This window comes from Peribacillus sp. NPDC046944 (assembly GCF_050272735.1).
GTDB lineage: Bacteria > Bacillota > Bacilli > Bacillales > DSM-1321 > Peribacillus.
In genome coordinates this window covers 76,605-101,848 of the sequence record NZ_JBNNML010000002.1, presented here as the reverse complement: position 1 = coordinate 101,848, position 25,244 = coordinate 76,605, and the positions used below count along the sequence as shown (strand labels likewise).

Below are 25,244 nucleotides of genomic sequence, written 5' to 3'. Positions count from 1 at the left end.
TAAGCAAAGGGTTTTAATAAAGAAGAACAGTATTCTATTTGGCCCGACCTGTATCTAGTAATTGATGACACATGTATGAATCGAAAATGGGGACGGCAATTCAGTCGTTTCGCTTATCCTAATCTTACTATTGGATACAATTGTTTAAGAGAAAGGAGCACGATGTAATAGCATGAAGCATTCTAATTATATGATGGGAATCGATATTGGGACAACAAGTACAAAAGTGGTTCTTTTTACGAAAGACGGTAAGGTAGTGCAAACATGTTCTAAGGGATATCCATTGAACAGTCCCACACCGTCCGTTGCAGAACAGGACCCTGAAGAAATCTATAAGGCGGTCTTGCTGACAGTCGGTGAGGTCATGATTGCAAGTGGGATTGAAAAAGAAGAATTGGGGTTTATTTCGTTTAGCTCGGCCATGCATAGTTTGATTGCCATGGATACAGACGGAAACCCACTAACCAACAGCATTACATGGGCTGATAATCGAAGTGCTGCCTATGCCGAGGAACTGAAGGCATCAAGTCAGGGAGAGGCATTATACCATAGGACGGGGACACCGATTCATCCGATGTCACCCATCACGAAAATCATGTGGCTTAGAAATGAACACCCAGTAATTTTTAACAAAACGGATAAATTTCTAGGAATTAAAGAATATATCATTTATAAATTTTTCAATGAATATGTGATGGACTATTCTATGGCTTCAGCAACAGGCCTGTTCAACTTGAAAACGATGGAGTGGGATGAGGAAGCATTGGTGATTGCCGGAATCGGTTCGGACAAACTACCAAGGCTTGTGCCGACGATCCATATCCTTTCCAACTTGAGTGAGGGATTGGCTGCGAACATGAATATTTCCCCTGATACACCAATGGTCATTGGTGCCAGTGACGGGGCACTAGCCAACTTGGGGCAAAATGCCATCAAACCGGGCATATTTGCGGTAACGATTGGAACAAGTGGAGCGGTCCGTACGGTCAGTGACCGTCCGCTTACGGATCCAAAAGGGAGAACGTTTTGTTATGCCCTTACTGAAAAGCATTGGGTCATTGGCGGACCGGTCAATAATGGCGGGATTACCTTCCGATGGGCCAAGGACCAACTTGGTCGGGAGGAAATTGCGAGAGCGAAAGTATTGGGCCAGGACCCTTACGAAATCCTGACCGAAATGGCAACGCATATCGCCCCTGGTTCTGACGGGTTGATTTTCCATCCATATATGGCTGGGGAAAGGGCACCGTTATGGAGCGCTGATGCGAGAGGCTCCTTCTTTGGATTGGCTCTTCATCATACCCGTGATCATATGGTCCGATCTGTACTTGAAGGCGTGATGTATAACTTATATAGTGTGCTGCTCACTGTAGGGGAATTGACCGGGGCCCCGAAAAAAATCCATGCGAGTGGCGGCTTTGTCCGTTCCAAGCTTTGGCGTCAAATTATGGCTGATATATTTAACCAGCATGTGAAGATTCCTGAAAGCTTTGAAAGTTCGAGTCTAGGGGCTGCCATTCTTGGTCTCTACGCTTTAGGGGAAATCGAAAGTTTGGATGCGGTGGAGGATATGGTCGGTAACACCCATGAGCTCGAGCCCATTGAGGCAAATGTGGAAATATACCAAGAACTCATGTCGATTTACCTGTCCGTTTGCCGAAAATTAGAAGGAGATTACAAGCGAATTGCCGACTTTCAACGTCGACATTTAGAGTGATGCGACAAAAGCACAGCTGTTAAAAGCTTGTGCTTTTCTTTTGGCCTATTTTCAAAAATGGTAAGATAGAGGAAAAAGGTAAGGGGATTTAAGAGATGGGAGCTAGTAAAACAAATGCGATGCGTATTCTCGATAAAATGAAAATAAAGTATGAGATGATGAGTTACGATGCGAATGATGGGAAAATTGACGGGATTACAGTGGCTAATAAAATCGGTAAAGCACCGGAAACGGTCTTTAAAACGCTTGTTACCCATAATGGTCCTCAACAGCTTTATGTGTTTGTAATCCCTGTGGCTGCTGAGCTGGATTTGAAAAAAGCGGCCAAAGCAGCAGGTGTGAAAAAAATCGAAATGCTTGCCGTTAAAGATCTGCAAAAGTACACCGGGTATATCCGCGGAGGCTGTTCACCTATAGGAATGAAAAAGCAGTATCCGACCTTTATTGATGAAAGCGCATTAGACCTGTCCGAAATCATCGTGAGCGGTGGGAAGATCGGTACACAAATTGTCCTGGAACCATCGGGATTCTTGATGGGGGCAGAGGCTGAAACTGCGGCCCTTTTAAAGTGAATCTAAAAAGCTCCCATATAAGGTTTTTAGTCACTTTGAACTTTTAGGCATTCACCTACCTGTGCTTCATGGCATACGCTGTCTTGAAGATACATCTGTATGGTAAAGGAGAGTGTGGAAGTGTCAGGAAATGCGATGCATTATTTTGCCGGAGGTAATACGGCCAAAGGTTTTTATAGCTTATATGATTCAAACCTTACGGGATTGGAGAAATTATTCATCCTAAAGGGAGGACCTGGGTCAGGGAAATCAACGATTATGAAAAAGATTGGCCAGGAATGGCTGGATAAAGGCTACGACATAGAGTTTTTGCACTGTTCCTCCGATAATGATTCCATTGATGGGGTGATCGTCCCTGCATTGAAAGTAGGTCTTGTGGATGGGACGGCACCGCATGTAATTGAACCGAAAGCGCCAGGAGCTATAGAGGAATACGTTAATCTTGGAGCTGCCTGGTATTCCCAGCAGCTGGCGGCTGAAAGGGCAAACATCATTCGATTGACGAATGCCAGAAGCAAGAGCTATGAGGCGGCTTATGGCCACTTTGCCAAAGCGTTGGAGATACATGACGAATGGGAAGAAATCTATAAAGCAAACATCGATTTCGCCAAATTAAATGGATTGACGAATAAATTGATTCAGAGTTTTTATAGAGATATATTCTTGAACAAAAAAGCGGATGTTCGCCACAGGTTCTTAGGTGCAGCCACTCCAAAGGGTGCTGTTGACTATGTTCCGAACATTACAAAAGGTGTGCATAAACGATACTTTTTGAAAGGGCGTCCGGGTTCAGGTAAATCGACGATGCTGAAGAAAATTGCCAAATCTGCAGAGCAACGTGGCTTTGATGTGGAAATGTATCATTGTGGATTTGACCCTGACAGCTTGGATATGGTGATCGTGCGTGAAGTGGGCATCGCCATTTTTGATAGCACCGCCCCTCATGAATACTTCCCAAGCCTTGAAGGGGATGAAATCATCGATATCTATAAGACGGCCATCCTTCCGGGAACCGATGAGATATATGCCGATCAAATCAAGGCTGTCTCTTTGAGGTACCGGGAGAAAATGAATGAAGCGACAGCGTCTCTGGCGAAGGCTAAAGAGCAGCATGACGAACTTGAAGCAATCTATGTGAAGGCCATGGATTTTACGGCTGTCGATGACATGATGAAAGATATTCAGGAACAGATTGGTGAGCGGGTAAAGGCAATGGATAACCCAACAATATTACATTGAAAAGAGACTGCACCTTTTTTAAAATGAGGTGCAGTTTTACATAGAAGGGACAATCATTTAGATCATCTTATATGCACAAGGATGTTAATCATTTCTTATTAGGGTAAAATAAGGGTAAAAAGAAAAGGGAGTGGTTAAATGATTAAAACGATTGCGATTGATATGGACGGAACATTACTGAATAAAATGCAAACGGTGAGTGAAGAAAATAAATCAGCGATTCATAAGGCTCAAGAAGAAGGGATCGAAGTCATCATTGCTACTGGAAGATCGTTTGAGGAAGCCAGATATGCTTTAGATAAAGTGGGCCTTGAATGTCCGATCATCTGCGTGAATGGCGCTGCCCTCTTCACGCAAGAAGGGAAGGTAGAGGCTTCCCATCCAATGCCGATAGCTTCCGTAAAGAATGCAGCGGAGTGGCTTGAAGAACGGGGAATCTATTTCGAAATTTATACGAGCAAAGGAATTTTCTCCAAAAACTACGAGACCGCAATCGATGCCCTTGTGGATGTGATGGTCACGGCAAATCAGGATATTGACCCGTCCCAAATTAGAAAGTATGCAGAGGCTCGTCTACAATTGGGACATGTTACATCCATTGCGGATTATGCTGAGCTTTTCGACCAAGCTGAGTTGGAACTATATAAAATCCTTGGTTTCTCCACGGATTTGCAGGTATTGGACCAAGCTGCCTCGCGGTTCAAAATGGATGAAGGGACTGCTGTCACTTCTTCGGGTCGTGAGAATGTGGAAATCACGAGCAAACATGCCCAAAAAGGAATCGTACTTGAAAAGTATGTGAACGAAAAAGAAGGCTCCATGCAGGAGACGATGGCCATTGGAGATAATTATAATGATATATCCATGTTTGAAAGAGTGGGTTTATCCGTCGCAATGGGAAATGCCCCGACCGACATTCAAAACCTTTGTGATGAAGTGACAGGGACAAATGAAGAACATGGAGTAGCGAAGGCTATTTTAAAGGTTCTTAAGAAGACAATCGAATAATTCGGCAAACCGAGGGAGGGAATTTATTTGAAGAGATGGTGTTCATTGATCCTCATGATTACGTTGGCCTTGACGGGTTGTTCAGGGGGAGAGGGAAATAACGGAGCACAGCCTGAGGAAGACTCTACAGAAACGGCGATAGATGGCCCTGAGGTACTGGTAACGAACCTGGCTTCTCCATGGTCGATTCAGAAAGATGGAGAGACTTTCTATGTTTCAGAACGGTCAGGCACCATCGTGCAATGGAAGAATGAGCATATGGAGAGGCAGAAGGTTCAGCTGGAAAAGAAGTTGTCCTCAAAGGCAGAAGCTGGATTGCTTGGATTTGTGCTCGACCCTGACTTTTCGAAGAACCATCAAGCTTTTGCCTATTACACCTACGAGGAAAACGGAAAACCATCCAATCGGATCATCACGCTCCAACAGGTGGATGATACATGGAGAGAGAAGGAAATTCTAATCGACAAGATTCCAAGTGGTGACTATCATCATGGAGGACGCTTAAAGATTGGCCCCGATGGAAAACTATTTGCCACAACAGGAGATGCAAGGGAACCAATGATTGCCCAGGATCTTGATTCTTTAGGTGGCAAGCTTTTGCGTTTGAATCTTGACGGAACCATCCCCGACGATAATCCTTTCGAGAATTCCTATATTTTTTCTTACGGACATCGCAATCCGCAAGGCCTCGCTTGGGATGAAACGGGACAACTGTTCGAAAGTGAACATGGTGAATCTGCACATGATGAATTAAACGCGATTCTCCCTGGAAAGAATTATGGCTGGCCGGAAATAGAGGGAAGTGAGGCACAATCAAATATGGAAGCTCCTATGATTCATTCCGGAAATGATACATGGGCACCTTCTGGGATTGCGTATTCAGATGGCAAGCTTTTTGTTGCTGCCTTAAGGGGAGAAGCACTTAAGAGGTATGATATAAAAAGTGGGGAAATGACGGATTTAGTTACCGATTCTGGCCGGATACGAGATGTGTTAGTAGACGGGGGATTCCTATATTTTATTAGCAATAATACAGATGGGCGTGGAAAGGCCGATCGTAATGATGATAAACTTTATCGTTTGCCCTTAGCTAAGTCCCATTAAGAGATGTCCTGTAAAGGGCATTTTTTTTATGCTTCCAAGGAGGAGTGGGAATACTGATAATGTGTGAGTAGTATCTAGATAAATCAATAGGGATTGGCTGGACAATTCAGATGAATCGTAGTATAGTTACCTAGGTAACTAATTTTCAGGGGGAATACCTTTGTTTTTACGTGATGGTTTATTTTTTCACCATAACCTGCAATTCTCAAGAACGTTCACCAAGAAGTTAAATGAGCAGCTGGCAAAGGTCGATCTTTTTCATTCTCAATGGATGATTATCTATTATCTGAAGGAATATGGTAGTACCACGTTGGTTGAAATCAGCAATTACTTAGATGTCGAGAAACCGACAGTAACCCGGACGGTGAATCGATTGGAAGAACGAAAATTAATCGAACAAATACCGGGAAAAGATAAACGGGAACGGAGAATTCAGTTAACTGATTTAGGTGAAAAAACATACCTAAAAGCTAGAAAGGCAGTAGATGAATTCGAACTTCAATTAATAGATGGTTTGTCTGAAGAGGACTGGGAAGCAACATTGCGGACCTTAAAATTCTTAAAGGAAAAGTTACAACAATCGTAAGGAAGAAGGATTGAAATGAATCAAAAAACAAAATTGTGGACGAAAGACTTTATTATTGTTTCGTCCGCAAACTTTTTTCTCTTTTTAACGTTTTATGTCTTGATGGTCACTTTGACCCTTTATACGATGGATAATTTCCATTCTTCTCAAGCTCAAGCCGGACTGGCGTCGAGTATTTTTGTCTTGGGAGCAGTACTTGTACGACCAATCGCCGGAAAAAAGATTGATCAATTAGGTCGGAAGAAAATGCTTATTGGTTCGTTGGTATTATTTTTTATAGCCTCCGTTTTCTATCTGCAAGTGGATAGTTTGCCGCTTTTATTTATTGATCGGTTGGTTCATGGTATCTCATTTGGTCTCGCTACAACGGCCACTGGAACAATTGTTGCTGATATCATACCGAATGAAAGACGTGGTGAAGGTACGGGATACTTTGCCATGAGTACAAACCTGGCCATGGCATTTGGTCCATTTATCGGATTGTTCATAACCCAGCATTTTAGCTACTCCTTTATTTTCTATGCCGCGTCACTATTCGCTGCATTCTCTTTAGCGGCTTCTTTATTTTTATTTGTACCTGAGGCAACAAAAGATCAAGCGCCTCGACCACGGGGGTTCAACATCAAAGACTACTTTGAAAAACGTGCTTTGCCGATATCCATACTTGTGATGTTTGCAGGTTTAGCCTATTCGAGCATCTTGTCCTATTTAACTTCTTTTGCAAAGGAAATAAACCTACTGGATGCCGCGAGCTTTTTCTTTGTCGTGTTCGCTATATTCCTTTTAGTTACCCGTCCATTTACAGGGCGTATGTTCGATGTGAAAGGTGAAAATGCTGTAATTTACCCTTCCCTTGTCTTATTTGTAATTGGGATGGTCGTACTAAGTCAATCGCAACATGCCTTGACGCTCTTGATTGCAGGTGCTTTCATCGGTGTAGGATATGGTACGTTTCAGTCAAGCGCACAGGCTATATCCATCAAGGAATCTCCATCAAATCGTATGGGATTGGCAACCTCCACATTCTTTACCTTTTATGACTTTGGAATTGGTTTAGGACCGTTTATGCTAGGGTTCCTCGTTCCTTATACTGGTTTTAAAGGGTTGTTTATCTGCATGGCTGTTCTGTCAGTCTTGTTGATAGTCATTTACTATTTTGTTCATGGTAAAAAGGCATCAGCAAGGGCATCCAGGCAGAATACGGGCGATCAAATGATTTCTTGATTATCCCTTATTTGTTTAAAAATATGGAAAAAGGGGATACTTATTGTATGATTTACTTTTCTAAGTAATCCCCCTTTTTCTACGTCTGTTACAAACAGGCGTTTTTTTATGGAAATAAATAAAAAAACCGCCAAATGGCGGTTTTTAAAATTTGTAGGTCCATAATCGCTCTTTTCGAATCCAGTCGAGGAAATCAGCATCATGGTTTTCGAATTTTTCCTTCCAATCAACCACCATTGCTTGTGTTTGCGATCGGTGCGCGGTTATGGCCGCTACCTTTTTATCTTCAGCTGCGGTGATGTCATGGATGATATCGGGTTGTCCCAATTCATCGATGCAATTATTGGAAAAGGCGACACAATGGAGCTTTGGACGGTCTTTTTCTTCGATTCTTTCTACAGCGCGAACGACGGCACGTGCTGTCGCTTCATGGTCGGGGTGGACACTGTATCCTGGATAAAACGTTATGACCAATGAAGGATTAAGTTCATTGATGGCCTCTGTGAACAGGGAGGTCAATTTTTCATCATCTTCAAACTCAATCGTTTTATCTCGTAAACCAAGCATGCGCAAGTCTTGGATACCAATGGCATTCGCTGCATCGATTAATTCTCTTTTGCGAATTTTAGGAAGGGACTCTCTAGTTGCGAAAGGAGGATTTCCTAAATTTCTACCCATTTCCCCTAGAGTCAAGCAGAGGTAGGTAATCGGTGTGCCGGCTTCACTATGTAAGGCAAGCATCCCTGAAACAGAAAAGGCTTCATCATCGGGGTGCGGGAAAATCACTAAAATATGCTGTTCTTTTTCCATAATACTCGTCTCCTTTCGTTCTACTTACAATAATTATAAAAGAGTTCCGCCGAAGAGAAACGTACGTGCGGGATGAATAGAAATGGTGTAAATATCTTTTGGTTATTCAAAGGGAGTAGAACTGATCTGAAGGGAAACGGCAAGTTTTCCCGTGAAATCAAGTCCTGCCAACAATAATCTTCCTTGATCATCGATCTCGAAGTGGTTTACGCCTTCAGCATATACCCAGCCAATCATGAGTTTTAAGCCGACGCGAAAAGGTCCGTCCCCAATAATCTTACCGTGTTCATATTGAATTTGTGCATTACGAATATAAGCGCCTGCAGAAAAAAAAGCTTCATCCACATGGGTGGCATAGGCACCGTTAGTCGTTTCAAGGTGAAGGTATACATCTTTTCCTGCAAATGAATCGATGGCTTTCTGCACCTCTGAACGGTCTATAGGTTTCATTCGACAATTCCTCCTTTACTGGGTAACTATAAGCATTTTCCATCTTTCTATTTTACTAAAGTTAAGCGGAAAAAGCGAAGAGGGCCGCTCGAGTATTTGAGCAACCCTCTTAATTAATAGTATTTTTTATTTTTTAGGCGTCCCATATTTATGGTATGCACCATGATTGACCGGACCTACATAATCATTCATTTTCCAAGAATGACGGACGGCTTCGGTAATGAAGTCTTTTGCGACATAAATGGCTTCACGAGGGCTCTTTCCTTCAGCTAACTGTGCCGTAATTGCAGCTGAAGATGAGCAGCCGGCCCCGTGTGTATTGGTCGTTTCGATTTTTTCGGATTCCAGGATTTCAAACTCTTTTCCATCGTATAAAAGGTCGATGGCTTTGTCATGATCCAGCTTATTACCACCTTTGATCAGAACATATTTGGCACCAAGGGCATGGATTTTCTCGGCAGCCTTTTTCATATCATCAATCGTTTTGATCGGGGCAGTCCCAGCCAATTGTGCAGCCTCGAAAAGGTTTGGAGTAACGACTGTTGCACGTGGAACAAGCAACTCACGAAGTGCGACAGCAGTTTCCGGATGTAAAACTTCATCTTCCCCTTTACATACCATAACCGGGTCGATTACGACCTTATCCAGTTTCAATTCGTCTATTTTACGAGCAACAAGCTCAATGATTTCAACAGAACCAAGCATGCCTGTTTTCATGGCATCTATCCCGATAGAAAGAATCGTTTCTAATTGGGCTTCTAAAATTTCGACCGGTGTAGGGAAAACATTGTGAGACCAACCGTTTTTAGGATCCATGGTGACAATTGTCGTTAAAGCGGACATTCCGTAAATCCCGAATTCTTGAAATGTCTTTAAATCAGCTTGAAGACCTGCACCGCCGCTGGAATCTGAACCAGCAACAGTCATAGCTCTATTCATGGTCATTATGTGACCTCCTCAGGAGTATTGAATGATATGGATATTATCAGTGTACCGTAATATCTTATTTTTAGAATATACCAAAATTTATATTATGTAAAACTAAGAAGATATCTGGAAATACAGGCTTTAAAATGGGGCGGGACATGACATAGAATGAACAAATCTCATCTGGTAATTTTTATGGGAGTACAGCCAAATTTTGTATTGAAATGGTGAATTATTCAATGAAAAAGGGATATAATGCGTAAAATCCATTTGAAAATGTAAAACACCGGAGAAATATGCTATATTCAATCTTTTGATAAGGGTGTGAAAGTGTTAATATTTTAAAAGTTGATTTAAACTATTGAGGTACGACCGAATTCGTTTAAAAAGGACTTATTCATTATAACGTTTCCAAATGGTAAAGGGTTCAATCAAATAATAGGAGGTGTTTCAGTTGAATTGTACGATCTTGCTTTTAGCCGGTGGCCAATCAAGCCGAATGGGTATGAATAAAGCCTTGCTGAAAATAGGCGAGGCGGTGAACATCCAAAGAGTGGCGAACGTCTTTAAAAAGGTTACGGAAAACATCCTGGTTGTTACGAATTCACCTGAAGAATATCACTTTCTTGAATTACCTTTCATTCCTGATATATATATAGGTCAAGGTCCGCTTGGAGGACTCCATGCTGGAATGTCCTCTTCCGAAACAGAGCTGCAGGTCCTTAGTGCCTGTGATATGCCTTTTGTAAATGATCAGGCGGTCAATGAAATGCTTTCATGTTATGAATCGGATTTTGATGCCATCATTCCGGAAATCAATGGAAGACTTCAGCCGCTCTTTGCGGTCTATCACAAAAGGTGCCTACCCTTGTTAACGGAATGTCTGGAGAAGAAGGAATTGAAAATGAAGCTTTTTCTAGAAAAGATCAGGGTGAAAGTCATCAAGGAAACCGACTTTTCGTTATATCATGAAGACCCTGAGCGTTTCCGTCTTCTCTTTTTTAATATGAATACAATGGAAGATTATGAAGAAGCAAAACATATATACCAAACTGAAATTGTCAGAAAGGAAGGTACCCCATGAATTTTGAAATTTCGAAGGAACCGATCGTCATTCAAGAAGTGGTAGATAAAGTAGTTAAGCGGGATGCAGGTGCAGTCACGACCTTCATTGGTACAGTTAGGGAAATGACGAAGGGGAAGAAGACTCTATTCTTAATATATGAGGCTTATGAACCGATGGCGGTCAAGAAGTTAGAACAAATCGGGATGGAGATTAAGGAGCGCTGGCCTGACGCAGAAACGGCGATCACTCACCGGGTCGGTCAATTGGAAATTACGGATATTGCGGTGGTCATCGCTGTAAGTACACCACATCGTAACGACGCGTATGAAGCTAATCGATATGCCATAGAAAGAATAAAGGAAATCGTTCCGATTTGGAAAAAGGAACATTGGGAAGATGGGGAGACATGGGTTGGCAATCAACTAGAAACCGTACCTTATCCTAATGGAAAGCCAGAAGAGGGGGATCTCGATGATTAAAGTACTTTTGTTTGCTCAACTAAAAGATGAAATGGGAAAAGAGACTATTTCTATAGAAGGAAATGGGTTGAGCGTGGCTCAGCTAAAGGAAAAGATTAGGGCCGAGTTCCATTTGGAAGGTCTGGATACGGTAATGACAGCGGTCAATGAAGAGTTTGCCGGAGACGAAGTGATAGTGGCTGATGGAGATACCATAGCCTTCATACCACCTGTCAGCGGAGGCTAATTAGATAGGGGGGAATCATAGTGAATGAGCGATATTCAAGACAAACCTTGTTTTCTCCAATCGGTGAAGGAGGACAGGCCCACATTCGTCAAAAGCATGTCTTGCTTCTGGGAGCTGGAGCGCTTGGTTCCGCTAATGCAGAAGCCTTGACTCGTGCAGGTGTGGGAAAGTTGACCATTGTGGACCGGGATTACGTCGAGTCCAGTAATTTACAACGTCAACAGTTATATACGGAACAGGATGTCGAGGATAAACTGCCAAAGGCCGAAGCGGCAAAGCGGCACTTGCATGCTATTAATCACGAAGTAGATGTAGCGGCGGTCATCATGGATGCCACGGCACGCTCACTTGAACCATTATTGGATCATGTGGATTTGATAATAGATGCTACAGATAACTTTGAGACTCGGATGATAATCAATGATTTATCACAAAAGCTTCAAATACCTTGGATATATGGGGCATGCGTAGGCAGTGTTGGCATGACCATGACGATTCTTCCAGATAAAACGCCGTGTATGAACTGCCTGATGAAAACCATTCCGGTACAAGGGATGACCTGTGATACCGGTGGAATCATCTCTCCAGCCGTAACCATGGTAGTGGCTCATCAAACGGCTGAAGCCTTGAAGATTTTAGTCGAAGATTGGGAAGCAGTTCGACCAACGCTTGTCACATTCGATTTATGGCGAAACCAATATCAAACGATTAAATTAACGAAAGCAAAGAGAATGGACTGTCTTTCATGTGGGGAGCAACGGACGTATCCGTTTTTAAATGCGGATAATATGACCAAAACCGCTGTCCTTTGTGGAAGGGATACGGTACAGGTCAGGCCATCAAAGCCATTGAAACTCCAACTAGAGAAGCTGGCCAAAGATTTAAAGGGAAGTGACTATTTAGTCAAGGTTAATCCTTTCCTTCTTTCTTGTGAAAAAGACGGGGAGCGTATGGTCATTTTCCAGGATGGCCGAGCGTTAATTCATGGCACGAAGGATATGGTCCATGCAAAGGCGTTGTATCAAAGAATTCTTGGATAACACAAAAAATGAGGCTCCCGAATGGGGCCTCATTTTATATAGGATGTGATATAGGGTAAATGGGTAATGGGTTAACGGGAATTAATGAGTAACTCCGTCTTTGTTGTCTTGTTTGGATGCAATGATGACGACTTTTCCTTCATCTAACACTTCTTCATAACGTTCCGCTTCTGTTTTGGTAAGTCCAAGATTGCTCATTCGGTTACGTAGTTCGTCCCCACGTGATTTGAAGAGGTTTCCAACTGTATCGAGGAAACCTTGTTCCTTCATACCGACATCTTCAGTATTTGTATTTTCGGTAAGGTGCTTAGAGCGATCCTTATCGTGAGCAAATAAATATACATCATCCTTCGTATAGCCGGTTGTAACTAACTCATCGATTTTTTCCTTAGCTTGTAAACCGTTTTCTACAACATGTACTTGATACATATAAACTCCTCCTTCAATTTTAGTGTAAGACTTTCTTAAATTGGGTAAATGGAATCTTGCATATCTCAGCTTGTTATTAGCTATAGTAGTATATAACCTTATTTAGCCATTGCTAAACATTTACCTTATTAATTATTAATAGGTGGTGAAACGGAACAGCTTTTGCAATCGATAGGTAACATATTTTAAGAACGGTAATTTATCCTGGTATTCGCTATAGTCTGAAGTATATTCGCCCTTTTCATTTTTCCAAAGCCGCTGGAAATAGGCATCCACTTCCTGTGCGACTTCGGTGTCTTTAGGGGCATGGATTTCAACATTGGCTTCTAGATTATAATCGTCTAGGTTTCGGGCTGTGTAATTGGCTGATCCTCCAATTATGACGGTTTCCTCTTCTTTTTGAATCGTCATCAGTTTCGTATGGAACTGTTCTTTATCGGTTTTGTACCAACGTATGTTGATATTCCCTTCATCTAGCTTTTCGAATTCGGCTGCAACCGGCAGATTGGGAAGCCCCATTTTTTGACTGCCAAATGCATTTTGATTCGGGTCCAATATCATGTGGATCCGGACACCTCTCCTGGCCGCATCGGTCAATGCCTCGACGACGTGTCGGTCAGCGATATAGAACATGGCGAGCTGGATTCGATTGCCTTTCTTTGTTTCCCTAATGGCTTTTAGGACATGTTTGTTGATTTTTCCTTCCGTCAATAATTGAACGGAAATGGGGCCATTTTCTTCCGCTGTTCCTTTAACTTCAGGAAATGCCTTCGGACCGTCAGAGAACCTCGATGCGGCTTCTTCCGCTTTGACGAAATCACTGATGATGTTGCCATCCATCTGGAAAGCAATATTGGAATGGAACCCACTTGCATCGTGAGGATTTGCGGATGAGATGATGGCTGTCTTTTCAGTAGCTACCACTTTTCTGTGATTGGCTTTGATATTCATTAATCGAAGATAAGACCGTGCCGTGACCTTTGGGGCATTATTAGCCATGGGATTGACAATCCAGCCTTTCCCGCTTTCCCCAAACCATTGGAAAAATGTTCGATATAGTCCGGAATAGAGTGGATTGGGATCCCGGAGTCGGTCCAAGTTGGTTACGACCACTTCGATGTCATTTTGTTTCAGCTTTTCTAACTCGTCTAATTCGTATGCATTATAGGAGGTGTTCACTTCATCGGTAATGAACATAACCTCAAGTTCAGGTTTCTTCTTCTTTTGGGCTATCAGTTTATCTGTTAAAGTCTTGCTTAATTTAGGGAAGTCTACTTTCTCATCATAGAAACTATTAAACAAGAACATATCAATTACGATAAAAGAATCGGCCTCTTCAATTGCATGATAGATGGTCTGGAAGATTCGCTGTTCATGCTGTACCTTTCCTTGTTCATCATGATAAGAGAGATCATAAATGAAATCGATATCCTCGACATGATGTATCTCCCCCTCGTAGGATATTCCTTTGGGCAGGGGTTTATAGCTGTTATAGACAATGACCGCGATGACAACAAGGAGCATACTAACAAGCAAATAAAATCGTTTGCGTTTATACCATTTTTTCATAGAAAATCCTCCATCTTACTTAAATTGCTTGCTAACTATCTATTTCCCCTTTTTAGGGGTATATAGAAACATGAATCAGAAAATGAGTTTGATATAATAATTGGAAAAGCGAGAAAGGGGCTAGTAAAGATGACAAAGCCGATTTTAACGAATGACTGGTGGCCTCTATTGAAAGAGGAATTTAAAAAGCCATATTATCAGGATTTAAAAGAATTCATCACACGAGAATACAATCAGCATGCCATACATCCGAGTCCGGAAGATATTTTTAATGCGCTTCACTGTACACCGTATGAAAAGGTAAAGGTCGTCATTCTTGGCCAGGACCCTTATCATGGACAGGGTCAGGCCCATGGTCTTAGCTTCTCGGTAAAGCCTGACGTCCGCATCCCGCCTTCTTTACGAAATATCTTTAAAGAACTGAAAAGTGATCTGGGCTGTGAGGTTCCTGACAATGGTTACCTAGGCGAATGGGCGGAACAAGGTGTGCTTCTCCTCAATACCGTTCTAACTGTACGTGAAGGGGAGGCACATTCCCACAGGGGCAAAGGGTGGGAGACCTTCACGAATCAGATCATCCAGCTGTTGAATGAGAGGGAGACACCGGTGATTTTCATCCTTTGGGGAAAGCCAGCTCAAACAAAACTGCGTTGGATAGATGAAAAGCGCCACCCAATCATTACTTCCGTCCACCCGAGTCCGCTGTCTGCTAGCCGTGGTTTCTTTGGCAGTAAGCCATTCTCCAAAACCAATGAACTTCTTATGGAAATGGGATTGGCTCCTATCAACTGGCAAATATCGAACCGCAAAGGGGGCATGATAAATTGAAACGAGTAAATTGCATGGCCTGCAAGCATTTTTATGTGACGTGGGATCCTAAATTCCCCAAAGGTTGCCGCGCCTTTCAATTTAAAACATCCAATCTGCCATCCCTTGATGTGTATCGCTCCTCGGGTGAGCCTTGTTTGAAGTTTGAATCCAAAGCCAATTGAAAAGTAAGTTTTCTTCCCCCTTAATGTTTGCTATGCTAGGTAGGGAAGTTAGGAAATGTATGCAGACGAGGTGGTAAATGTGGATATCTCATCCAAACAGATTCTGGATAAAATGGAAGAGCTTGTGACAAAAGCTAAACTGGCGAATTCAGAGACTAAGTTGCAAGGGTATGTAGTTGCCATTCAGGCACTTTGTGAAGTGATGGTGGATGAAAAATCGGAAAATAACAAAATAATGAAGCCCATTACATTCACACAACCTGTTATGTCGAACATACCGAATGCAGAACCGGTTAAAATGGATGAAGCCAATGGGGATTCCTTATTTGATTTTTAAATAAAAAGTAAGAGAGGCGGAGCAATCATGAAATTATTTATCATCTTAGGAGCGTTGAATGCATTCATAGCCGTGGCACTAGGAGCATTTGGCGCACATGGACTAGAAGGGAAAATACCTGATAAGTATTTAGCAACCTGGAATACGGCTGTAGATTATCAAATGTTCCATGCGGCAGGCTTGTTGGTTATCGGTTTGTTGGCGGGGAAAATAACGAGCCCACTCATCAATTGGTCGGGTTGGATGATGTTCATCGGCATTATCATATTTTCCGGTAGCCTTTTCGTTCTGAGTATCACTCAAATCAAAGTGCTAGGTGCCATCACACCAATCGGTGGCGTTTCGTTTTTAGCAGCTTGGATTCTGATGATCATTGCTGCCTATAAGTATTTATGAAAAATTCAGCTGGCCGCATTCAGGGTCAGCTTTTGTTTTTTTGCATGGTTAAAACGAACAGCCTCAAGACTTCTGAGGCTGTTCGTTTTAACATAGTCACTTTCTATCTAGGAGAGTATGTGGTAAGTCCAGCTCCCCCGAATGGATAGTCATACTCAATTTCTTCATCAAAGGTAATGTAATCTAAGAATACCATTGGTATCAAATAACGCTTTCCGGTCTGTGGGTCACTGATGATTAGATGATCGCGTCCGGCCGCTTCGATGATTCCCTTGAAGATTTTTGCGTTCCATTCTTTATTGTTTTCAAATGTGGTATAAACGGTGGCCAGTTTCCCTTTATTCAAGCGTAATATGTTCTCTATATAAGATTGTTCGACTGGAAGCATGCCCGGTACTTGTGGACCGGTGGTGGGAGCGTTCATCGGCGTAGGGATTTGCTGCTGGGTACCGCCTGTAGTGGGCATCTGTGGTTGATAAGCAGGCTGCTGCTGGTAACCTTGTTGCTGCTGGTATTGACCCTGCTGCTGTCTTTGGGATGGGTCACTTTCATATGGGTTATAAGAGTTTCCTCCATAAGGATAATTGCCATAAGGATTATTTTGTGACATTGCATTCCCTCCTGAAATTCTAGGTTATTTCGGTTCTTGAACAACTGAACATCCGAGTGTCTTGGCTGGAAGAAACAGTGCGATTTATAGCAGCCGGAGTGGGAAGGTTTACATGGATAATCTAGGGCAGACCCGGACACGGCCCAAAAAACCACAATAGTGTTATTACGTGCCAGTAAACTACTACATGTATGGCAGTCTGAAGCTGAATGAGACTGTGAAAAAAATTAGCATCACTAAAGAAAATGTATGGGACGATTCTGGATTTTATGTCATGGTAGTGGAAATAAAAAGCGGAAGAAAAAGAAAAGCTCCCGGGATGCCGGAAGCCTTTGTCTTATACATATAAGAAAGTGGGTATGTTATCTTCTGGAAGTATGTTGCCGACGAAGAATGAACCAAACGCAGCATAACGGGCGCTGACTTCATCGAAACGCATTTCATAAATCAACTTTTTGAATTGAAGAACGTCATCCGCAAATAGGGTAACGCCCCATTCGTAATCGTCAAAACCGACAGAACCGGAAATGATTTGTTTCACTTTACCGGCATAGCTGCGTCCGATCAAGCCATGAGAACGCATCAAGTTTTTACGTTCTTCCATGGAAAGCATATACCAGTTGTCTTCTCCTTCACGGCGCTTGTCCATCGGATAGAAACATACATGCTTCGCTTGAGGAAGGATTGGATAAAGTCTTGAACGTACATGAGGATTTTGATATGGGTCCTCACCGTCTCCACCTGCTAGATAATTGCTTAATTCCACTACAGAAACGTAAGAATAAGCTGGAATCGTATATTCGGCAAGTTTCGTTTTATTGAATTCATTTTCAATGGCATTCAATTCTTCCATTGTCGGACGGGCAAACATAAGCATGAAGTCGGCTTTTTGTCCTACGATGGAATAAAGGGCATGACTGCCTTCATTGTTGCTTTGGGTCGTATTCCATTTATCCAATAAACCTTGGAATTCCGAGATGGCTAATTGACGTTCGTCACTTGACAACGTTTTCCAAGAGGCCCAATCAATCAGGCGGAAATCATGTAGACAATACCATCCATCAAGTGTTTGTGCTGCTTCACTCATTACGATCACTCCTATGTCTTAATATAACTTTAATATAACATAGTTTCAGTATAAGGAAATTTATATCAAGCCGCAAATGTCTGCAGTCATTCTTCTTTGTTCAAGGAATGTTCATATGTACGATTTTACGAAGAAGACCAATGATTCTGGAATTTAAATAGCGGCTAGAGTATTCTTAGAAGAAGAGCATGAAGTTTACGAAGTGGGTAATATAGGAATGAATAGAAGGTACATACATTCAAGGAGGATGAGCTTGTGAGCGATTTATTTGAAATTTTAGAATCGAAGATAACAGGGAATAATCTAAAAATCGTTTTTCCAGAAGGGCTGGATGGACGCGTTTTGGGAGCAGCGGGAAGGCTTGCTAAAGCGAAATTATTAACACCTGTATTAATTGGCGATATCGGCAAAATTCAAGAGAAAGCCAAAGACCTCAAAATTTCTCTGGATGCCATTGAAATTTACGATCCGAAAAACTACATCATGATGGATGAGATGGTTGAAGCTTTTGTTGAGGTTAGGAACGGAAAAGCCTCCGTTGAGCAAGCCCGTGAAATCCTCTTGGATGAGAATTACTTTGGAACGATGCTCGTTCATATGAAACAGGCGCATGGAATGGTGAGTGGGGCAGCCCATTCAACGGCTGATACAGTCCGACCGGCATTACAAATCATTAAAACAAAGCCAGGTGTTCAAAAAACCTCGGGAGTCTTTATCATGGTCCGTGAAGAGGAAAAGTACGTATTCGCGGATTGTGCCATCAATATTAACCCGGATTCCCGTGATTTGGCTGAAATCGCATTGGAAAGTGCCAAGACGGCCCTGACATTCGATATCGAACCAAGAGTCGCGATGCTGAGTTTTTCTACGAAGGGATCGGCCCATTCACCAGAAACGGAAAAGGTCGTTCAAGCCGTCGCCTTGGCAAAAGAAATGGATCCACACCTTCTCCTGGATGGAGAATTTCAATTCGATGCGGCGTTCGTTCCTTCGGTTGCTAGGCAAAAGGCACCGGATTCTCTCATTCAAGGAGATGCCAATGTCTTTATATTTCCGAGTCTTGAAGCCGGTAATATTAGTTATAAGATGGTTCAGCGTCTGGGTGGTTTCGAAGCGGTGGGTCCAATCCTACAAGGACTTAACCGTCCAGTGAATGATCTTTCCCGTGGCTGCAGCGAAGAGGATGTATATAAATTGGCACTCATCACAGCCGCACAAGGATTCGTTGCGCAATACCAGTAATGACGTGAATGATATTGATAGAGGGAGATTTCTATGAGTGAAACAGATTCATTATTAAGGCAGCAAGAATGGCGGATAATTGACCAGTCATCGGTTGGTCCCCAGTTTCCAGCCCTAGAATCCTTCGCGATGGATGATACATTATGTGCCTCCGTAGGTTCCGGCCGCTCGACGGCCGTAGCCAGGGCTTGGGTGCATCATCAAACCATCGTACTTGGTATTCAGGATACGAAACTTCCTTTTCTTAAAGAGGGAATTAATTATTTGGATAAGCACGATTTCAAGGCGATTGTACGGAACTCAGGAGGGTTGGCCGTCGTGTTAGATGAAGGAGTCCTGAATGTATCACTCGTTTTCCCTGAAAGCGAACGGAAAATCGAAATAAACCGTGGATATGATGCCATGTGGGAACTGATTAGACGTATGTTCAGCGATTTCCCGGTTAGCATCGAAGCAAAAGAAATCGTGGGCTCCTATTGTCCAGGGAGCTATGACTTAAGTATCGATGGCAGGAAATTTGCCGGTATATCGCAACGCCGGATCCGCAATGGTGTGGCTGTACAAATATACATATGCGTCAATGGAAGTGGTGCACAAAGGGCCGAACTTGTGAAAGGTTTCTATCAGACCGCCAAAAAGCAGGTCGAAACGAAATTCACTTATCCGGATATCACTCCTTCCGTAATGGCCTCGCTTACTGAGTTATTGGGGGTTAAGTTAACTGTCCAAGATGTTATGCTCAGATTCCTGAACGTATTGAAGGAGCATAGTGGGAAGATATTTTCCGATTCCCTTTCGGCACAAGAGTGGCCTTTATATGAAGGATACTTAACAAGAGTGGTAGAACGTAATAACAAAGTCTTCGATGCATTGGAAGATAAATAAATGGTAAAAAGCTGTTCCTGAAGGAAGGGACAGCTTTTTCGGTGTTGCTTCCGAGTATAGTATTCACTGAAACTGAAAAAGAAACTTTTAGTAAGAAGATACTAGGCTAATACATGAAAAAAGAGCCCTTTCCAGACTCATTTTTCGGAAAATGTATAGGGAATGGCTATTTGTCATGTGGTTGGCCTGATGAAAGGCCCCCGCATTATCTTTATTCAGCCATTTTCTCCAGATTTCCATTTCGGTCCATCTTGAATTTTGTGGCCGGGCGCTCTTCTTCCTCTAATAGGACTAGCTTCCTGGCACGATTCATGATATTCATCAATGTTTCGTAATCTTCCTGCATCAAGCCGCTATTTTGTTCAAGGTGGGATACTTTATTTTGAAGTTCTTCATTCCGTCCTTTTAACTCTTTTATTTCTAACTTCAAGCGTTCATTTTCAGTTTGTAATGTTTCGGCTTGTAGCAATCGCCCATTCATGGACTCCAAATAAGCGATAACCATATCCAGGCCCATTGCCGGCGTGCTGGTAGGCATGCTTGTGTTCCTTTGTTGTGTCGGAACGAACGCTTCATCAGAAAATTCCTCTGCGGTTTCATAATTAGTAGATTCTATTACTGCCGTATCAGTCTCTGATTCCACGTCCTCTTCTTGCAGGAGAGGAGCCATGATATCAGAAATCATTGGGGATGGCGGTGTATAGAGCAGACGTTTTTTTCCTCCCTGATCTTTTCCGAGAATCCGTTGTCTCTGTTTTCTTTGTTTTTTTGCTAGAGACAGCGCCTTATCATAATTATGGCGGACAACTGCATTCCAGCGAAATCCACAAGCTGCGGATGTGCGGTTCAATTTGTCACCGACCTCTTCGAATGCGTTCAGTTGCGTGCTGCCTTCACGTACATGCCGTAATACCGTTTCTGCTAACAGTAAATCATCCTCTTCTGTCCAGGCATCTTGACGAACCTTCATTTCTACATACTCCCTTTCTGGTAACTTTTTAAAATGATCATTATATGAATATCTTGTAACAATGATTGATTAGGTGTTCTACTAGTATTTTGGACAAGATATGGATTTTTTATACAAAAAGGTTAAAAGGATACTAGTTTTTTGTGAGGAAAGGGAAAATAAGCTGAATTGACTTGGTACTTCCCTTATTTGGGGCATCCACTTATGGCAAAGCATCTTTTCTCCTTCCATTCCGTCTCTTGATATTCATAGATAGAAACGGTAAAATACCTTTTAGTCACGTAAATAGAACGAAAATCATTTGTTTTAGAAAGGATGCTTACCGAGGATGTCCAATGAATTCAGAGTGTGTGATGATTGCCTGGCAGTAAACGTCAAAACATTAATTCCACGGCTGGAAAAGCTTGATCCTGACGCGAAAATTGAAATTGGCTGCCAATCCTATTGCGGTCCGGGCAGGAAAAAATCCTTCGCTTTTGTCAATAACCGCCCAGTTGCGGCCCCGACAGAAGACGAGTTACTAGAGAAAATAGATAAGAAGCTAAAGTAGCTTTATGTATAAATAATTCAGCAGTTTTGAAACGTGAAACATGCGACTCGTCACCCAGATTCAATAAACTGTGGTGATTTTTTAATTCCGTTATTTTCTCTATCAAAATCTATAAAAACTCCTGATTTCATATAAAATCAACAGGCTTTCTATCATGGGTCGAGTTAGGATATTCTATAAAGACAAGCTATAATAAAAGCAATGAGATTATGAAAATGAGGGTAGTCCATGGAATATTCTGGCGAAAAATTACAAGAAGAAAAAGTATTTAAAGACCCAGTACACCGGTATATACACGTTCGGGACCGGGTTATTTGGGATTTGATCGGCACGAAAGAATTCCAGCGTCTTCGCAGAATCAAGCAACTAGGAACGACCTATCTTACCTTTCATGGTGCAGAACATAGTAGGTTTAGCCATTCGCTTGGGGTATATGAGATTGTCCGAAGAATTGTCGATGATGTCTTCGAAGGGAGACCGGAATGGAAACCGGAGGAAAGGTTGCTTTCGTTGTGTGCGGCCTTGCTACATGATTTAGGACATGGCCCATTCTCTCACTCTTTTGAAAAGGTTTTTGATTTGGACCATGAACAGTTCACTCAACAGATCATTATCGGTCATACGGAAGTGAATGAGATCCTTCTCAAAGTTGGACCCGATTTTCCCAAAAAAGTAGCGGAGGTCATTGCCAAAACGTATAAAGGCAAATTAGTAGTCAGCTTGATTTCTAGTCAAATTGATGCCGATCGAATGGATTATCTGCAACGGGACGCTTATTTCACTGGGGTAAGCTATGGCCATTTTGATATGGAGCGGCTTTTAAGGGTGATGCGGCCGCGTGAGGAACATGCTGTCATTAAGCAAAGCGGGATGCACGCGGTGGAAGACTATATTATGAGTCGATACCAAATGTATTGGCAGGTCTACTTCCACCCGGTTACACGGAGTGCCGAGGTCATCCTAACGAAAATTTTGCATAGGGCAAAGTATTTATTCGAAACCAACTACCAATTTGCCCAAGAACCCCGTCACTTTTATTCAATGTTCAAGGGCAATGTCACGTTAGAAGATTACTTGAAAATGGATGAATCCGTGATGCTCTACTATTTCGAGGCTTGGGAAGAAGAAGAGGATCCAATCTTAAGGGATTTATGTATCCGTTTCGTGAATCGAAAACTCTTTAAATATGTTGAGTTTCATCCTTCGAATAGTCAAATGAATAAACTAATGGAATTAAGGGCGCTATTCATTGAGGCGGGAATCGATCCTGATTATTATTTAGTCGTCGATTCCTCCTCGGACCTGCCCTATGATTTTTATCGTCCAGGCGAAGAAGAAGAGCGGTTGCCAATCCATTTGCTGCAAACGAATGGCGAACTTCGGGAATTGTCGCGTGAATCCGAAATAGTGGACGCCATTTCAGGAAAAAGACGAACGGACCATAAGTTGTACTTCCCGGCAGATTTACTACGCGATGAATCAACGAATAAAGATATAAAAAAACAAATCCGTCAGCTATTGGAGCTGTCGATTTAAAGCGGTACATTTTGGGTGAGGAGTGACGAGCCTTGTTTAAGGATCATGCAAACATTATCAATGCCATTTCAACTGCAGGTGAAATTTCAGGTCGAAAAAAGCTGCAAAAAATTGTTTATATAGCGAAGAAGTTATCCTTTCCTTTTCATGAAAAATTTCAATTTCACTTTTACGGACCGTACTCGGAGGAATTGACTTTACGAATAGAGGAACTTTGCGCAATGGGGTACCTGAATGAAGTGAAGGAGAAAAAGGCGGGCTATTATCAATACTGCTATTCCATTACGGAGGCGGGAAAAGACTTCTTGTCGATACAGGAAGTTGATATGCCTTCTCTTGATACATGCTTATTGGATATGAATGAACAAAATGCCCGGTTTTTGGAACTTGTTTCAACGGTCCTTTACTTTGATACGTTGGAAAAGGAAGAGGTCATTGAAAAAATCTTCACGCTGAAAAGCAAGCAAAAATATACGCTTGAAGAAATAGATGATGCATATGAATATATAGAGAAGCTACAAGGAAAAGCTAAGCCGAATTGATGGCTTAGCTTTTACGATTATGAACCTCTTATTGGTCGCTTTTACGAACGCCGGCAACGGCTAAGTGGTTTTTAGCCATTTCTTCGATGAAAATCGTTACAGCTTCGGCTGGTGCACCAGTTGTTTCCGAAACGGCTGCTGTTACTTTTTCAACCAATGCTTTTTTTTGCTCCTCGGTACGGCCTTCAAGCATCTTGACTGTTACATATGGCATTTTCATATTCCCCCATTCTTTTTAATAGATGTAGTGTTTCACATTGGGGAAATATTTGCAAGATACTGAAATCAGAGTTTTTTCACATCTTGAAATTTTCATGTATACTAACGGTAATAAACATTGGGGGAGAAGCTATTGGATCAATTAGGACAGTTTTTGGCTTATAGTTTGGATAGGCTTCCTTACGTGATTGTCGTTCTTTTGATCGCGTTTACGGTTCATGAATTTTCCCATGCCTATGTGGCCTATAAATTTGGGGATCCGACAGCTAAGAATCAAGGGAGGGTCACCTTGAATCCCATACAGCACTTGGATCCGATCGGTACGCTCCTGATCCTGATTGTAGGATTTGGATGGGCAAGGCCTGTCCCTGTCAACCGGTTTCATTTTAAGAACCCAAGACTGGCCGGCATACTGGTTTCCTTTGCAGGACCGCTCAGCAATCTTCTTGTGGCGACGATAGGCTATTTAGTCTGGTACGGGTTACTCGCGTCAGGGTTGGTTCCTTACGACATTCCATTCTTCGTGGAACCTTTCTTTACGATGTTGATTCACTTAAATATCGTATTATTCGTATTCAACTTGATACCACTACCACCTCTTGATGGGTATCGGATCGTAGAAGATCTGGTTTCGGTGGAAATGCGTGCGAAAATGACTCAGTATGAGCAATACGGATCCTTGATTTTCTTGATTTTAGTCATCACACCGTTGGGTAAATATACAATCAGTCCGATTATGAATGAACTTGTACCATTCGTCCGTGACAACCTCGGACACACTGTAAGTCTTTTGTTTTTTTAATATAGTAAATGACGAAACTGAAGGGGGTTATTAACATGGAAGAACAACCAAAGAAAAAGATAGGCTTCAATATTATAAAAAATGACCCGATGAAAGGCCATGGCGGGTATGGCGCTGGTGTTTTAACGCTCGATAACATTTCACCGGTCATCATTGATGTGGATGCGGGTGAAGCGGAAGTCGACATCGGCGCGATGCATGCAAGAAGTGCTGTGGAAAAAGGAATCAAGTTTCTAAAGACAAAAGAGGAAGTGCCAAATGGGAAACCCTACTGGCTTGTTTGGGTAACGATTGAAGCCCTGCAAAATGGTCCGTACTATGCCGGGGTGACCGCTTGTGAGATGACGGTGGACCGCTCAATCAGACGTGGTTACAAATCCTTGCCGGAACATGTTAACCGGATGGATAAATCCTTGAAACGCCATATCATCGTCGAGGATATGGACGATAAATCAAAAAGCATCCTTGCCGAGTTCCTGAAAAACCATGATGCAGGAATGTGGGAGCGTTCATCCGATGAGCTTAAACAGTCTTTGATGGTTTAAATGTGTATTATTGTATGAAATGTGAAGTTTAGTAAAAAAATCACTTGTACGAAGCGAATAAAATCAGTAAACTTAGAGACAGCAG

The 25,244-nt window shown here is 42.3% G+C and carries 30 protein-coding genes; 21 read left to right on the top strand and 9 right to left on the bottom strand.

What is annotated here, in order from left to right; genetic code table 11:
• Positions 1–172: 172 nt before the first annotated feature.
• The 7 genes from gntK to ACQKIC_RS03465 all read left to right on the top strand — a co-directional run bounded on the left by gntK (position 173) and on the right by ACQKIC_RS03465 (position 7,450).
• Positions 173–1,717 carry a gluconokinase gene (gene gntK / locus ACQKIC_RS03495; protein ID WP_427591691.1) on the top strand — a complete coding sequence of 515 codons (1,545 nt, stop codon included), beginning with the start codon at positions 173–175 and terminating at the stop codon, positions 1,715–1,717.
• 95 nt (positions 1,718–1,812) lie between these two features.
• Positions 1,813–2,289 carry a Cys-tRNA(Pro) deacylase gene (ybaK, locus tag ACQKIC_RS03490; RefSeq protein ID WP_427591692.1) on the top strand — a complete coding sequence of 159 codons (477 nt, stop codon included), beginning with the start codon at positions 1,813–1,815 and terminating at the stop codon, positions 2,287–2,289.
• Between the two features lie 120 nt (positions 2,290–2,409).
• Positions 2,410–3,528, top strand: coding sequence for a PRK06851 family protein (locus ACQKIC_RS03485; protein ID WP_427591693.1), 1,119 nt, complete (start codon positions 2,410–2,412; stop codon positions 3,526–3,528).
• Between the two features lie 138 nt (positions 3,529–3,666).
• Positions 3,667–4,536 carry a Cof-type HAD-IIB family hydrolase gene (locus ACQKIC_RS03480; protein WP_427591694.1) on the top strand — a complete coding sequence of 290 codons (870 nt, stop codon included), beginning with the start codon at positions 3,667–3,669 and terminating at the stop codon, positions 4,534–4,536.
• A gap of 27 nt (positions 4,537–4,563) precedes the next feature.
• Positions 4,564–5,640 (top strand): PQQ-dependent sugar dehydrogenase, encoded by a 1,077-nt coding sequence (locus ACQKIC_RS03475; protein WP_427591695.1) that lies wholly within the window; start codon positions 4,564–4,566, stop codon positions 5,638–5,640.
• Positions 5,641–5,800: 160 nt separating this feature from the next.
• A complete protein-coding gene (locus ACQKIC_RS03470; RefSeq protein ID WP_402870177.1) occupies positions 5,801–6,226 on the top strand; it encodes a MarR family winged helix-turn-helix transcriptional regulator in 426 nt (141 codons plus the stop codon).
• A gap of 15 nt (positions 6,227–6,241) precedes the next feature.
• Positions 6,242–7,450: an MFS transporter gene (locus ACQKIC_RS03465; RefSeq protein WP_402870180.1), complete on the top strand. Its 1,209-nt coding sequence runs from the start codon at positions 6,242–6,244 to the stop codon at positions 7,448–7,450.
• Positions 7,451–7,594: 144 nt separating this feature from the next.
• On the opposite strand, the gene bshB2 is transcribed toward ACQKIC_RS03465, so the two are convergent.
• The 3 genes from bshB2 to pdxK form a co-directional block, all read right to left on the bottom strand.
• Positions 7,595–8,260, bottom strand: coding sequence for a bacillithiol biosynthesis deacetylase BshB2 (bshB2, locus tag ACQKIC_RS03460; protein WP_427591696.1), 666 nt, complete (start codon positions 8,258–8,260; stop codon positions 7,595–7,597).
• 102 nt (positions 8,261–8,362) lie between these two features.
• Entirely contained in the window at positions 8,363–8,710 is a 348-nt protein-coding gene (locus tag ACQKIC_RS03455; protein ID WP_402870186.1) for a YojF family protein, read from the bottom strand.
• Positions 8,711–8,836: 126 nt separating this feature from the next.
• Positions 8,837–9,655 (bottom strand): pyridoxine/pyridoxal/pyridoxamine kinase, encoded by an 819-nt coding sequence (pdxK, locus tag ACQKIC_RS03450; RefSeq protein WP_402870188.1) that lies wholly within the window; start codon positions 9,653–9,655, stop codon positions 8,837–8,839.
• A 436-nt stretch (positions 9,656–10,091) separates the two neighbouring features.
• Here pdxK and mobA point away from each other — a divergent pair, with 436 nt between their 5' ends.
• The 4 genes from mobA to ACQKIC_RS03430 are packed head-to-tail and all read left to right on the top strand — an operon-like array spanning position 10,092 to position 12,448.
• On the top strand, positions 10,092–10,721 hold the full coding sequence (gene mobA / locus ACQKIC_RS03445; RefSeq protein ID WP_402870191.1) for a molybdenum cofactor guanylyltransferase: 630 nt from the start codon (positions 10,092–10,094) through the stop codon (positions 10,719–10,721).
• Positions 10,718–11,182 (top strand): molybdenum cofactor biosynthesis protein MoaE, encoded by a 465-nt coding sequence (locus tag ACQKIC_RS03440; RefSeq protein WP_402870194.1) that lies wholly within the window; start codon positions 10,718–10,720, stop codon positions 11,180–11,182. Before mobA ends, ACQKIC_RS03440 begins: the two co-directional genes overlap by 4 nt.
• Positions 11,175–11,408, top strand: coding sequence for a molybdopterin converting factor subunit 1 (gene moaD / locus ACQKIC_RS03435; protein WP_402870199.1), 234 nt, complete (start codon positions 11,175–11,177; stop codon positions 11,406–11,408). Before ACQKIC_RS03440 ends, moaD begins: the two co-directional genes overlap by 8 nt.
• Positions 11,409–11,428: 20 nt before the next feature.
• Positions 11,429–12,448 (top strand): MoeB/ThiF family adenylyltransferase, encoded by a 1,020-nt coding sequence (locus tag ACQKIC_RS03430; protein WP_427591697.1) that lies wholly within the window; start codon positions 11,429–11,431, stop codon positions 12,446–12,448.
• A gap of 81 nt (positions 12,449–12,529) precedes the next feature.
• Here ACQKIC_RS03430 and ACQKIC_RS03425 read toward each other — a convergent pair whose 3' ends face one another.
• Both ACQKIC_RS03425 and ACQKIC_RS03420 read right to left on the bottom strand, forming a co-directional pair.
• Positions 12,530–12,877: a general stress protein gene (locus ACQKIC_RS03425; RefSeq protein ID WP_402870203.1), complete on the bottom strand. Its 348-nt coding sequence runs from the start codon at positions 12,875–12,877 to the stop codon at positions 12,530–12,532.
• Between the two features lie 135 nt (positions 12,878–13,012).
• On the bottom strand, positions 13,013–14,446 hold the full coding sequence (locus tag ACQKIC_RS03420) for a phospholipase D family protein (RefSeq protein ID WP_427591698.1): 1,434 nt from the start codon (positions 14,444–14,446) through the stop codon (positions 13,013–13,015).
• Between the two features lie 129 nt (positions 14,447–14,575).
• Here ACQKIC_RS03420 and ACQKIC_RS03415 point away from each other — a divergent pair, with 129 nt between their 5' ends.
• From ACQKIC_RS03415 to ACQKIC_RS03405, 3 genes are all read left to right on the top strand, one after another.
• Positions 14,576–15,274: a uracil-DNA glycosylase gene (locus tag ACQKIC_RS03415; RefSeq protein ID WP_402870208.1), complete on the top strand. Its 699-nt coding sequence runs from the start codon at positions 14,576–14,578 to the stop codon at positions 15,272–15,274.
• 219 nt (positions 15,275–15,493) lie between these two features.
• Positions 15,494–15,775: a YwdI family protein gene (locus ACQKIC_RS03410; RefSeq protein WP_427591699.1), complete on the top strand. Its 282-nt coding sequence runs from the start codon at positions 15,494–15,496 to the stop codon at positions 15,773–15,775.
• Between the two features lie 27 nt (positions 15,776–15,802).
• The gene (locus ACQKIC_RS03405) at positions 15,803–16,171 is read left to right on the top strand and encodes a DUF423 domain-containing protein (RefSeq protein WP_427591700.1); all 369 of its coding nucleotides are present in this window, start codon (positions 15,803–15,805) and stop codon (positions 16,169–16,171) included.
• A gap of 103 nt (positions 16,172–16,274) precedes the next feature.
• On the opposite strand, the gene gerQ is transcribed toward ACQKIC_RS03405, so the two are convergent.
• Entirely contained in the window at positions 16,275–16,781 is a 507-nt protein-coding gene (gene gerQ, locus ACQKIC_RS03400; RefSeq protein WP_402870216.1) for a spore coat protein GerQ, read from the bottom strand.
• Between the two features lie 337 nt (positions 16,782–17,118).
• A complete protein-coding gene (gene hemQ / locus ACQKIC_RS03395; RefSeq protein ID WP_402990530.1) occupies positions 17,119–17,868 on the bottom strand; it encodes a hydrogen peroxide-dependent heme synthase in 750 nt (249 codons plus the stop codon).
• 255 nt (positions 17,869–18,123) lie between these two features.
• On the opposite strand from hemQ, the gene pta reads away from it, so the two are divergent.
• Complete coding sequence (gene pta, locus ACQKIC_RS03390) at positions 18,124–19,110, top strand: phosphate acetyltransferase (protein WP_402870221.1); 987 nt, start codon at positions 18,124–18,126, stop codon at positions 19,108–19,110.
• Between the two features lie 33 nt (positions 19,111–19,143).
• Complete coding sequence (locus tag ACQKIC_RS03385) at positions 19,144–19,995, top strand: lipoate--protein ligase family protein (protein WP_402990527.1); 852 nt, start codon at positions 19,144–19,146, stop codon at positions 19,993–19,995.
• 211 nt (positions 19,996–20,206) lie between these two features.
• Here the strand turns inward: ACQKIC_RS03385 and ACQKIC_RS03380 are convergent, their stop codons facing one another.
• Entirely contained in the window at positions 20,207–20,965 is a 759-nt protein-coding gene (locus ACQKIC_RS03380; protein WP_402870225.1) for an RsfA family transcriptional regulator, read from the bottom strand.
• A gap of 328 nt (positions 20,966–21,293) precedes the next feature.
• Here ACQKIC_RS03380 and ACQKIC_RS03375 point away from each other — a divergent pair, with 328 nt between their 5' ends.
• The 3 genes from ACQKIC_RS03375 (at position 21,294) to ACQKIC_RS03365 (ending at position 23,593) form a co-directional block, all read left to right on the top strand.
• Entirely contained in the window at positions 21,294–21,515 is a 222-nt protein-coding gene (locus tag ACQKIC_RS03375) for a DUF1450 domain-containing protein (protein WP_402870227.1), read from the top strand.
• 228 nt (positions 21,516–21,743) lie between these two features.
• A complete protein-coding gene (locus tag ACQKIC_RS03370) occupies positions 21,744–23,051 on the top strand; it encodes an HD domain-containing protein (protein ID WP_402990521.1) in 1,308 nt (435 codons plus the stop codon).
• A gap of 32 nt (positions 23,052–23,083) precedes the next feature.
• Entirely contained in the window at positions 23,084–23,593 is a 510-nt protein-coding gene (locus ACQKIC_RS03365; protein WP_402870231.1) for a YwgA family protein, read from the top strand.
• A gap of 28 nt (positions 23,594–23,621) precedes the next feature.
• Here the strand turns inward: ACQKIC_RS03365 and ACQKIC_RS03360 are convergent, their stop codons facing one another.
• Positions 23,622–23,807, bottom strand: coding sequence for a 2-hydroxymuconate tautomerase (locus ACQKIC_RS03360; protein WP_402870233.1), 186 nt, complete (start codon positions 23,805–23,807; stop codon positions 23,622–23,624).
• Between the two features lie 138 nt (positions 23,808–23,945).
• Here ACQKIC_RS03360 and ACQKIC_RS03355 point away from each other — a divergent pair, with 138 nt between their 5' ends.
• The gene (locus ACQKIC_RS03355) at positions 23,946–24,614 is read left to right on the top strand and encodes a site-2 protease family protein (RefSeq protein ID WP_427591701.1); all 669 of its coding nucleotides are present in this window, start codon (positions 23,946–23,948) and stop codon (positions 24,612–24,614) included.
• 35 nt (positions 24,615–24,649) lie between these two features.
• Positions 24,650–25,159, top strand: a complete 510-nt coding sequence (locus ACQKIC_RS03350) for a YwhD family protein (RefSeq protein ID WP_407408100.1) — start codon at positions 24,650–24,652, stop codon at positions 25,157–25,159.
• Positions 25,160–25,244: the final 85 nt, after the last annotated feature.

Coding starts and splice junctions, on each gene's coding strand:
- gntK (WP_427591691.1), top strand. CDS start 173: ATGAAGCATTCTAATTATATGATGGGAATCGATATTGGGACAACAAGT.
- ybaK (WP_427591692.1), top strand. CDS start 1,813: ATGGGAGCTAGTAAAACAAATGCGATGCGTATTCTCGATAAAATGAAA.
- ACQKIC_RS03480 (WP_427591694.1), top strand. CDS start 3,667: ATGATTAAAACGATTGCGATTGATATGGACGGAACATTACTGAATAAA.
- ACQKIC_RS03465 (WP_402870180.1), top strand. CDS start 6,242: ATGAATCAAAAAACAAAATTGTGGACGAAAGACTTTATTATTGTTTCG.
- bshB2 (WP_427591696.1), bottom strand. CDS start 8,260: ATGGAAAAAGAACAGCATATTTTAGTGATTTTCCCGCACCCCGATGAT.
- ACQKIC_RS03455 (WP_402870186.1), bottom strand. CDS start 8,710: ATGAAACCTATAGACCGTTCAGAGGTGCAGAAAGCCATCGATTCATTT.
- pdxK (WP_402870188.1), bottom strand. CDS start 9,655: ATGACCATGAATAGAGCTATGACTGTTGCTGGTTCAGATTCCAGCGGC.
- ACQKIC_RS03440 (WP_402870194.1), top strand. CDS start 10,718: ATGAATTTTGAAATTTCGAAGGAACCGATCGTCATTCAAGAAGTGGTA.
- moaD (WP_402870199.1), top strand. CDS start 11,175: ATGATTAAAGTACTTTTGTTTGCTCAACTAAAAGATGAAATGGGAAAA.
- ACQKIC_RS03425 (WP_402870203.1), bottom strand. CDS start 12,877: ATGTATCAAGTACATGTTGTAGAAAACGGTTTACAAGCTAAGGAAAAA.
- ACQKIC_RS03420 (WP_427591698.1), bottom strand. CDS start 14,446: ATGAAAAAATGGTATAAACGCAAACGATTTTATTTGCTTGTTAGTATG.
- ACQKIC_RS03415 (WP_402870208.1), top strand. CDS start 14,576: ATGACAAAGCCGATTTTAACGAATGACTGGTGGCCTCTATTGAAAGAG.
- ACQKIC_RS03410 (WP_427591699.1), top strand. CDS start 15,494: ATGTATGCAGACGAGGTGGTAAATGTGGATATCTCATCCAAACAGATT.
- ACQKIC_RS03405 (WP_427591700.1), top strand. CDS start 15,803: ATGAAATTATTTATCATCTTAGGAGCGTTGAATGCATTCATAGCCGTG.
- gerQ (WP_402870216.1), bottom strand. CDS start 16,781: ATGTCACAAAATAATCCTTATGGCAATTATCCTTATGGAGGAAACTCT.
- hemQ (WP_402990530.1), bottom strand. CDS start 17,868: ATGAGTGAAGCAGCACAAACACTTGATGGATGGTATTGTCTACATGAT.
- ACQKIC_RS03385 (WP_402990527.1), top strand. CDS start 19,144: ATGAGTGAAACAGATTCATTATTAAGGCAGCAAGAATGGCGGATAATT.
- ACQKIC_RS03380 (WP_402870225.1), bottom strand. CDS start 20,965: ATGAAGGTTCGTCAAGATGCCTGGACAGAAGAGGATGATTTACTGTTA.
- ACQKIC_RS03375 (WP_402870227.1), top strand. CDS start 21,294: ATGTCCAATGAATTCAGAGTGTGTGATGATTGCCTGGCAGTAAACGTC.
- ACQKIC_RS03370 (WP_402990521.1), top strand. CDS start 21,744: ATGGAATATTCTGGCGAAAAATTACAAGAAGAAAAAGTATTTAAAGAC.
- ACQKIC_RS03360 (WP_402870233.1), bottom strand. CDS start 23,807: ATGCCATATGTAACAGTCAAGATGCTTGAAGGCCGTACCGAGGAGCAA.
- ACQKIC_RS03350 (WP_407408100.1), top strand. CDS start 24,650: ATGGAAGAACAACCAAAGAAAAAGATAGGCTTCAATATTATAAAAAAT.